At 65.8% G+C, this 9,176-nt stretch carries 9 protein-coding genes; 8 read left to right on the forward strand and 1 reads right to left on the reverse strand.

The window, feature by feature from the left end; translation table 11 throughout:
* The first annotated feature begins 14 nt into the window (after nucleotides 1–14).
* From ACT6VE_RS24230 to ACT6VE_RS24260, 7 genes are read left to right on the forward strand one after another with little or no spacing between them, the layout of a single operon-like run.
* Nucleotides 15–1,523 (forward strand): sugar ABC transporter ATP-binding protein, encoded by a 1,509-nt coding sequence (locus ACT6VE_RS24230; RefSeq protein ID WP_444800913.1) that lies wholly within the window; start codon nucleotides 15–17, stop codon nucleotides 1,521–1,523.
* Nucleotides 1,520–2,485, forward strand: coding sequence for an ABC transporter permease (locus tag ACT6VE_RS24235; RefSeq protein WP_444800914.1), 966 nt, complete (start codon nucleotides 1,520–1,522; stop codon nucleotides 2,483–2,485). The genes ACT6VE_RS24230 and ACT6VE_RS24235 overlap by 4 nt, the downstream gene beginning before the upstream one ends.
* On the forward strand, nucleotides 2,482–3,423 hold the full coding sequence (locus ACT6VE_RS24240) for an ABC transporter permease (RefSeq protein WP_444800915.1): 942 nt from the start codon (nucleotides 2,482–2,484) through the stop codon (nucleotides 3,421–3,423). The genes ACT6VE_RS24235 and ACT6VE_RS24240 overlap by 4 nt, the downstream gene beginning before the upstream one ends.
* Nucleotides 3,420–4,376 carry an amidohydrolase family protein gene (locus tag ACT6VE_RS24245; protein ID WP_444800916.1) on the forward strand — a complete coding sequence of 319 codons (957 nt, stop codon included), beginning with the start codon at nucleotides 3,420–3,422 and terminating at the stop codon, nucleotides 4,374–4,376. The genes ACT6VE_RS24240 and ACT6VE_RS24245 overlap by 4 nt, the downstream gene beginning before the upstream one ends.
* Nucleotides 4,369–5,682: an alanine racemase gene (locus ACT6VE_RS24250; protein ID WP_444800917.1), complete on the forward strand. Its 1,314-nt coding sequence runs from the start codon at nucleotides 4,369–4,371 to the stop codon at nucleotides 5,680–5,682. Before ACT6VE_RS24245 ends, ACT6VE_RS24250 begins: the two co-directional genes overlap by 8 nt.
* 36 nt (nucleotides 5,683–5,718) lie before the next feature.
* The gene (locus tag ACT6VE_RS24255) at nucleotides 5,719–6,063 is read left to right on the forward strand and encodes a RidA family protein (RefSeq protein ID WP_069060603.1); all 345 of its coding nucleotides are present in this window, start codon (nucleotides 5,719–5,721) and stop codon (nucleotides 6,061–6,063) included.
* Nucleotides 6,064–6,073: 10 nt separating this feature from the next.
* Nucleotides 6,074–7,087, forward strand: a complete 1,014-nt coding sequence (locus ACT6VE_RS24260) for a succinylglutamate desuccinylase/aspartoacylase family protein (protein WP_444800918.1) — start codon at nucleotides 6,074–6,076, stop codon at nucleotides 7,085–7,087.
* Between the two features lie 18 nt (nucleotides 7,088–7,105).
* On the opposite strand, the gene ACT6VE_RS24265 is transcribed toward ACT6VE_RS24260, so the two are convergent.
* A complete protein-coding gene (locus ACT6VE_RS24265) occupies nucleotides 7,106–8,290 on the reverse strand; it encodes a hypothetical protein (RefSeq protein WP_444800919.1) in 1,185 nt (394 codons plus the stop codon).
* Nucleotides 8,291–8,659: 369 nt separating this feature from the next.
* Here ACT6VE_RS24265 and ACT6VE_RS24270 point away from each other — a divergent pair.
* The coding region (locus tag ACT6VE_RS24270; protein WP_444800920.1) for a formyltransferase family protein at nucleotides 8,660–9,176 on the forward strand (517 nt) is incomplete at its 3' end.

The raw sequence follows: 9,176 nt of genomic DNA on the forward strand, positions 1-9,176 counted from the left end.
TGAAGGATGCCGTCATGACGGATGCAAAACCCCTGCTGGAAGCCCGGCAGGTGTTCAAGGGATTCTTCGGCAATCCCGTTCTCAAGGGCGTCGACATCGCCCTTCATCCCGGCAGGGTGCATGCTCTGCTGGGGGAGAACGGAGCTGGAAAATCCACGCTGATCAATCTTCTTTCCGGTGCCCTCCAGCCGGACAGCGGCACGATTGCCGTCGACGGTCGGCCGGTCGGGCGTTTCAGCCCGGCGGCCGCCCGTGCGGCCGGTATTGCCGTGGTGCAGCAGGAACTCAGCCTCACCGCCGACCTGTCGATCGCCGAGAACATCGGGCTTGGCGCCTTCCCGCGTCGCTTTGGCCTGATCGACTATGCGGCGCTGCATCGCGGCGTGCGTGAGGTTTGCGCCATGGTGGGGCTGACCGAGCCGCTCGACATGCCGGTTGCCGATCTCGCCCTTGGTCGTCGCCAGATGGTGGAGATCGCCAAGGCGCTGTTCCGAAAGCCGCGTGTGCTCATCCTCGACGAGCCGACCTCCTCGCTCTCCGCCCACGAGGCCGGCATTCTGGCCGGCGTCATCGAGAGGCTGCGGGAGCGCGGCACCGCACTTCTCTACATTTCCCACCGCCTCAACGAGGTGCAGGCGCTCTGCGCGCATGTCACCGTGCTGAAGGACGGCGGCGTCACGGCGGACCAGTCGCTGTCGGGTATCGACGGCGAAGGGCTGGTGCGCCTGATGGTCGGCCGCGAGACAGGCGACCTCTTCCCGCCGCGCCCGGCCTGCACGCCCGGTGCGCCGCGCATCGACCTTACTGGTTTTTCGGCGGGCCTCGTGCGCGATATCACCTTCTCCGCCCGCGCCGGCGAAATCGTCGGCATCGGTGGGCTTGTCGGGCAGGGGCAGGAAGATCTGTTGCTGGGCCTCTATGGGGCGATCCCGGCCAAAGCCTCCAGGGCGGAGGTTTCGGGGGTGTCTGGTCTGCCCGCGGATGTCGGCGCGGCGAACGCCGCCGGCCTCGTCTATGTGCCGGCCGACCGCAAGCATGAGGGGCTGGTCCTGCCCCATTCCATCGCCTCCAACCTCATCCTGCCCTCGCTCGGTCGGCTTGCCCGCAACGGGTTTCGCGACCGCTCGGCGGAGACCGGCCTTATCGCCGATCTGGCACGCCGGCTGACCATCAAGGGCGACGTCGCTCGCCCGGTTCAGGCGCTGTCCGGCGGCAACCAGCAGAAGGTGGCGCTCGCCAAGTGGCTGCCGCTCGATCCCTCCGTGCTGCTGCTCAACGACCCGACGCGCGGCGTCGATATCGAGACCAAGCGCGAAATCTACCTGATGCTGCGTGCCTTCGCTGCCGAAGGGCGGCTCATCATCATCGCCAGCTCCGACACGCCGGAACTCGTGCATCTCTGTGACCGTGTCGTCGTGCTGCGCGAGGGCCATGTCGCCGCGACGCTTGTCGGTGATGCGATCAGCGAAGAGGCCATCGTCGGCGCGGCCATGGGCGTCGATAGAAAGGGAGCGGCCGCATGAGCGCTGTTTCGTCCTCCTTCGGGCTCTACGGCGCTATTCAGCGTCGCCGCAATCGCGGCCTTGGCGGTCTCTACCTCGTCGTCGCCGCGTTTCTCGTGCTTTATGCGGTGCTCTTCCCGGGCCTTCTTTCGATCGGCGGATTTTCCAAGTTCACGCAGAACTGGTTTCCGCTCGCGCTCGTCACGATGGCCCAGGCACTGCTGATGCTGAATGGCGGCATCACGCTGGCGATCGGCCCACTTGTCAGCCTCGGCGCGGTGATTGCGGCAACCACCATGGGCGGCGTGTTCGGCGTGCCGGGCGGCATTCTCGCCGTCGCCTTCACCGGTCTTGCCATCGGCGCCGTCATCGGCGTCATCGTGGCGCAGCTGCGCCTGCCGGCGATCATCGTCACGCTGGCCGGCTCCTTCATCATCACCGGCGCGGCACTGCTTCTCCTGCCCCGCCCCGGTGGTTTCATTCCGGGCTGGCTCTCTACCGTACTCGCCGGCCACACGCCCGTCGCCTTCCTGCTGCTCGTCCTTATCCTGGCTCTCTGGAAGGTGTTTCTGGCGACGCCGCTCGGCCTCGGCATCTATGCGGCCGGTGATAACCCGATCGGTGCCTTCCGCTCCGGTGTACCGGTCGAGCGGGTGAAGATCGTTGCCTTCGCGCTCTCCGGCCTGCTTACCGCACTCGCGGGGCTTTTCGTCGCGGCGCAAACGGGCTCGGGCGATCCGGTCATCGGCGCGCCCTTCACGCTCAATTCGATTGCCGCGGCGGTGCTCGGCGGCGTCGGCTTCCTCGGCGGCAAGGGCACGATGCGCGGGGCGATCTGCGGCAGCCTGCTGCTGTCGGTGATGATCAACGTGATGTTTTTCCTAGGTTTCCCGCCGGTCGCGCAATACATCGCGCAGGGCCTCATCATCGTCGGTGCCGTCGCGGTGCCGGAACTTCTCAAGCAGTGGAGAGCCAGGCGATGAAGGCCGCAAAATCCCTGTTGCGCAATCCGCCGCTGCTCACCCTCGTCCTGGTGGCGCTTGTCTGGCTGGTTGCCGGCCTTACGTTGCGCGGCTTCGGCGCCTACGGGCATATGCGCTATCTGCTGGAACTCGCCGCGGTCATCGGCATTGCCGCCGCCGGCCAGACGCTGGTCATCCTGATGGGCGGCATCGACCTTTCGGTCGGCGCGGTCATCACCGTCACGGCGATCCTCGTGCCGCTGATTTCACCCGCCTGGGATCCGACCGGTCTTGTCGGCATCGCACTTGCGCTGACGATCGCCACCGGCATCGGATTGCTCAATGGGGCGGGCGCCGCTTATCTGCGCGTGCCGCCGATCATCATGACGCTCGCCATGGCGACGTTCCTGCAAGGTCTGCTCGTCGTCGTGGCCGGCGGCAGCGCGGTCACCGTCAGCAATCCCGCCGTGCTCCTGCTGGGGCAGGCAAGGCCGCTTGGGGTTCCGGCCGGCATCCTGCTCTGGCTCGTGGTCTCGGCCGCCGTGCTCCTCATCATCCACCGCATGCCGATCGGTGCACGCTTCCTGGCGCTCGGCGCAAACCCGCTCGCCGCCCGCCTGTCCGGCGTCAGCGTGGCGCGCAACACGCTGATCCTCTATGCGCTGTCGGGCTTCTTCGCGGGTCTTGCCGGGATTCTGGTGCTCGGCATGAACCGGCAGGGTTATGTCGGCATCGGCGATCCCTACCTTCTGACGTCGATTGCTGCCGTCGTGCTCGGCGGTACATCCATCCTCGGCGGGCGCGGCACCTATGCCGGCACCATTCCGGGCGCCATCCTGCTCGTGACGACCACGGCGCTGATCACGGTGGTCAATGCCTCGCCCGGTTGGCGCTCCATCATGTTCGGCACGCTGATCCTGTCGCTTCTCCTGGTTTCCGGCCGCGAGGCGCGGCGATGACGGCGCGCTATGACGGGTCGGTTATCGACCCGCACCATCATCTCTGGGACTTGTCGCTGAAACGCCATCCCTGGCTGGAAAAAGCCCGGACGGCTGGCGAGGAGATGGTTTTCGGCAGCCTTGCACCGCTCCTGCGCGACTACGGTATCGCGGACTACCGTGCCGATGCGGCAAACCAGAACGTGGTCGCCACCGTGCATATCGAGGCCGGCTGGTCGGATGCCCATCCGCTGGAGGAAAGCCGTTGGCTGGATGGTCTGGACCGCAGCGCCGGCGTGGCGAGGCGCTACGTTGCGCGCGTTCCGCTCGACAGTCCTGATGCCGCGCGCCTCATCGAGGCAGAAGCAAATAATCCCAACGTGGTCGGCATCCGCGACATCGTAAGCTGGCATCCTGAGCCGGCGAAGAGTTTTGCCGCGCGCGCGTATCGCATGGTCGATCCCGTCTGGCGGGCCGGCTTGGCGCATGCCTCCGGGCTCGGGCTGGTCTTCGATCTCATGCTCTATCCCTGGCAGATGGTCGAGGCGCTCGACCTGGTGACCGCCTTTCCAAATACGCTCTTCGTGCTCAACCATGGGGGCAGCCCGGCCGATCGTACGGCGGGGGGCATGGCGCTGTGGCGCAGTGGCCTTCGTGCGCTCGGCAGGCAACCGAATGTCCGTCTCAAGATTTCCGACCTCGTCGCCTATGATAACGACTGGACGCCCCGAAGCCTTGGTTCGGTGATCGAACATTGCCTCGACTGCTTCGGCCCGGAGCGGTCGATGTTTGCCAGCGATTTTCCCGTCGCCGGCCTGCACGCGTCCTTCGATGAGGTCTACGCGGTCTTCCGCGCCGTTGCCGCTCCGCTCTCCATCGATGAGCAGCGCGCCCTGTTCTTCACGACCGCCAACGATACCTACCGCCTCGGGATGAGCGATCCCGCCTTGGGCGAAGGAGAAAACCATGTCTGACCTGCACGCAAATGGCGCGGATAATCCGCTGATCGACGACCGCATTCGCGGGTTCCCGCCGGGACACGCAGCCTTGCCGCTCGATGCGCTCGGAAAGCAGGGCTGGAAACCCTACGACGGCACGATGGCGCTGCCGCTGATCTCTCTCGACCAGCAGGCCTTCGCCGGCAATATCGACCTGATGATGGCCTATGTGAAAGATCATGGCGTCGACATCGCCCCGCATGCCAAGACGCCCATGTCGACGGCGATTGCCGGTGCACTGCTGGCGGCCGGCGCTTGGGGCACGACGGTTGCGGATATCCGACAGGCCGCGGTGATGCTGAAGGCCGGCCAGCGCCGGCTGATCCTCGCCAACGAGATCGGCGGCATCGCCGCTGCGCGCCGGCTGGCCGCTCTGCTTGCCTTCTATCCCGAGGCGGAGGTGCATGTCTTCGTCGATTCTGTCTCTCTTGTCACGGCCCTCAGTGCCGCCTGGCGCGAACGCGACGGCCTGCCGCCGCTCGGCCTGATGGTGGAGCTTGGTGCCGGCCGCGCCGGCGCGCGTGATCCGGACGCGGCGGGCGCGATTGTCGACACCATCCTTGCGACCGAGACGCCGAGCTTCCGCCTTACCGGCATCGCCGCCTACGAGGGCGCTGCCGCGACAGCAGACGCAGATGAAACCCTGCGCCGGATCGACGGGCTGGTTGCGATGACGGCGACCTTCCTGCCCGCCGTTCGCGCCCGAATCGGCAAGGAGCGGCCGCTTATCCTGACGGCGGGCGGCTCGGTGTTTTTCGACCGGGTCGTCGCCGGTCTTTCCGCTGCGGTCTCGACTGATTCCGATTGCCGCCTGGTGCTGCGCAGCGGGGCGATCTTCTTCCACGATCACGGCGTCTATGAACGCGGCCTCGCCGGCCTCGATGCGCGCGGCGGTTTCCGTCTCGGCGAAAAGACGCACTCGGCATCAGAGGGCTTCAAGCCGGCGCTGCGCGTCTGGGCCGAGGTGCTGTCGCGGCCCGAGCCGGGGCTCGCGATCTGTGGCATGGGCCTTCGCGACGTCGCGATCGACCAGGGACTGCCCCGGCCGCTTGCACTTTATCGAGACGGCGTGCGCCGCGCCGATTTCACCGGTGCCGACGTGCTGCGCCTCAACGACCAGCACGCCTTCGTGACCGTGCCCGCCGGCAGCGATGTGGCCATCGGCGACGTGGTCGAGTTCGGCATTTCGCATCCCTGCACCTGCCTCGACCGGCACGCCATCCTTTACGGCCTCGACCCGGACCACACGGTCTTGACCGCCTATCTCACCAGCTTCGGCTGAACGTCTCCTCCCAAGGCAAAAAAAGGAAAACACGCCATGATCCAGCGCTATCAGAAGGGCTCGCGCATGAGCCAGGCCGTCAGCTTCGGCGGGCTCGTCTATATTGCCGGCCAGGTCGCGGAAGACCGCAAGGCCGCCATCGAGGACCAGACGCGCGACGTGCTCGGCAAGATCGACACCCTTCTGAAGGAGGCCGGCACGGACCGCTCGAAACTGCTCGCCGTCAATGTCTTCCTGCCGGCGATCGTCGATTTCGAGGCGATGAACGGTGTCTACGACGCCTGGATCGACCCGGCGAACCCGCCGGCCCGCGCCTGTGTTGAGGCGCGCCTTGCCGATCCGGACCTGCGCGTCGAAATGACCGCCGTCGCGGCGCTTTGAGAGGCGCATCATGCACAGCGGCCTCGTCAATCCGATCGATTTTACGCTGGAGGGCCGGCAGTCCGGCCATCTCGCCATCCCCTATTCGATCGACCGTTCGCCCTATTATCAGATCCGTGTCCCGATCCTGCGCCTCAGCAACGGCGAGGGGCCGAGCCTGCTCCTGATGGCCGGCAACCACGGTGACGAGTATGAAGGCGAACTCCAGCTCGGGCGGCTGATGCGTCTGCTCGACGTCGAGAAGATCCGCGGCTCCGTCACCATCCTGCCGATGGCGAACCTGCCGGCGGTGATGGCGGCGAAGCGCTGCTCGCCCTTCGACGGCGGCAATCTCAACCGCGCCTTTCCGGGCGACCCGGCGGGTACGCCGACGGCGCGGATGGCGCATTTCCTCGAACATACGCTTTTCCCGCTCCATGACGTGGTGCTCGATCTGCATTCGGGCGGCACCTCCATGGCGCATCTGCCCTGCACGCTGATCGAGCGGCAGGCGGATGCCGCGCGTTTTGCGCGCGCCGTCTCGCTGATGCGGGCCATGGGCGCCGGGCATGCCTTCATTGCCGACAACGGGCCGGCCGCACCGACCTCGATGGGGGCAGCGGGCCGGGCCGGGGCGATCGGCCTTTCGGGCGAGTTCGGCGGTGGGGGAACGGTGACGCCGGAGACGATGGCGTTCACGGCCAGAGCGATCGATCGTTTGCTCGTGGCGCTCGGCATCGTCGAGGCTCCGGTGCTGTCGCGCGCATCACTACCCGCACCGCCGGCTCTGCAGCTACTCTCGCTGTCGCGGCACAGCCAGGGCATCTATGCCAGCCGACGCGGCTGGTTCGAGCCGGCCGTCGCGCTGGGAGCCGTGGTGTCGGCCGGCGACCGCGCCGGCTGGTATCACGACCTCGAACGGCTGGAGCAGCCGGAGGAGGAACTGCGCTTTGCCGAAGGCGGCATCGTCATCTCCCATCGCCTGCATTGCGACAGCGAGGCCGGCGATTGCCTGATTCAGGTCGCCGAGCCGATCGACGGGTGAGGGCAACGGTCTTCGCGATCAGATGATCGCGTCGACGGCCTCGCGCACCCAGTCGAGGCGTTTGGCGGGAATGAGGCCGTAATTGTAGAAGTTCACGCCATCGGCGCCGGCTTCGACGGCGGCCTTGGCGCGTGCGGTGAGAATCGCCGGACCGTCGACTTCGGGATAGAAGACGCGCAGGCCCAACCCTAAAAACTTTTCCGCGCCGAGCAGGGCGCGACCGGTGTGCATGACATCGGCGATGGCCTCGGGCGTCATGTCGTAGCAGCAGAGGATCGCGCCGTCGCAGAGTTTTCCGACGGCCGCGAGATCGACCCCGCCGAGCCAGCCGTCCTTGAGATCGATCAGCACGATGCGCGTCGCCGGGTCGGCGGCGGCCTTGATCTCGCCGATCAGGCTCGTCACCGGTTCGGAGCGCCAGGTCAGGAAGGCGTGCAGTTCCGGGTGGGCGTGGAAGGCATCGATACCGGCTTCGGGAAAATCGGGAAACTGTTTTTCCGGCACGGCCCGCTCGCACAGTTCGGCAATGAAGCGGGCGACCGTCTTTCGGGCGCCCTCCACCGGGACACCGGCTTTTTCGGCGCGCGCGGTGCAATGGTCGCAGAAGCACAGAGACAGCAGAAAATCGTCCTCGGCGGTGAGGCCGACGCCGTCCTTTTCATGGTGGTATTCATGCGCGAAGCCCATGAAGTTCGGGCTTTCCAGCTCCAGCATGTCTGGCTGGTAGTTCGTCGTGATGTCGCGGACGAGGGTCACGACATAGTCGCGCGCCGCCGGGCTCGACGGGCAGAGATTGTAATAATTGGCGTTGCCATAGGCGTTTCGGGTCACGTGGTCCGGGTGCAGCATGCCGAGGCGGCTGTTGTGCAGGCAGACGGTCCAGCAGGAGACCTTGAGGCCTGTCGTTTCGCGTGCCTTCGTCAGTGCGTCGAGCATGTCGCCGCGATCGAGAACATTCTGCGCCACCAGCGGGCGGATCACCTTGTCCTGCCAGAGCGTGTCGTCCGGGCGGAAATAGACGGTGCCGTCTTCCGGGAAATAGGCCTTCTGCGTCGGGCTGCGCGGCTGGAGGAAACGACCGGCATGATAGGAGGTCGCCACGCTCACCGTGTTGAGGCCGGCCCGGCCGGCAAGATCGGCGGCAAGCGCCTCGAGCCCCTGGTCCTGGATGTCCCAGGGATAGGTCCACATGGAAAGATGCATGGCGTGCTCCCGTTGCGTATGTCCGGTACTTAGAACACGTGTCCATAATAGTGTCCAGATGGATTTTAGACACACAGCGGGCGGACTTGCATTCCTGAAAGAATCGACGCGGCCTCTCCCTCAGGCGGGATCATGCGGAGTGGCAGCGGAAGGTGAACGAAGCCTCGGAACGACCCCCTTGGCATTTTCGACGCATTGGATGTCGCGAACCGGAGGGATTCCTTGCAAGAGGCGGCGTAGCTTCTCGCCATTGCAGGGGCTTGCGCTGGCGCAAGCGGACTGAAATATGCGCCATGCCGTGAGTGCGGCCCGCATAAGAAGGGATCGCCGGTGCTTGCCCCCGCATCGGCCGAACGCGAGATGGAACCGATGAAAAGCCACGTCCTGACAGTATCGTGCCAATCGACCCGCGGCATCGTCGCCGCGATCACCGGCTACCTCGCCGAGAAGGGGTGTTACATCTCCGACTCGTCGCAGTTCGACGACCTCGAAACCGGCCTGTTCTTCATGCGCCTCACCTTCCTATCTCAGGAAGGTGTATCGGAAGAGGACATCAAGGCCGGCTTCGCCCCGGTCGCCAAGAAATTCGCGATGACCTGGCGCTTCAACGACAGCGACGAGCGCATGAAGGTGCTGCTGATGGTGTCGCGGTTCGGCCATTGCCTAAACGACCTGCTCTACCGCTGGAAGATCGGCGCGCTGCCGATCGACATTGTCGGCGTCGTGTCGAACCACTTCGATTACCAGAAGGTCATCGTCAACCACGACATTCCCTTCTACCACATCAAGGTGACGAAGGAGAACAAGCCGCAGGCCGAAGCGCGGCTGATGGAGGTGGTGGAACAGTCCGGTGCGGAACTCATCGTGCTCGCCCGCTACATGCAGG

Origin of the sequence: Shinella sp., assembly GCF_052438155.1 — a bacterium.
GTDB lineage: Bacteria > Pseudomonadota > Alphaproteobacteria > Rhizobiales > Rhizobiaceae > Shinella.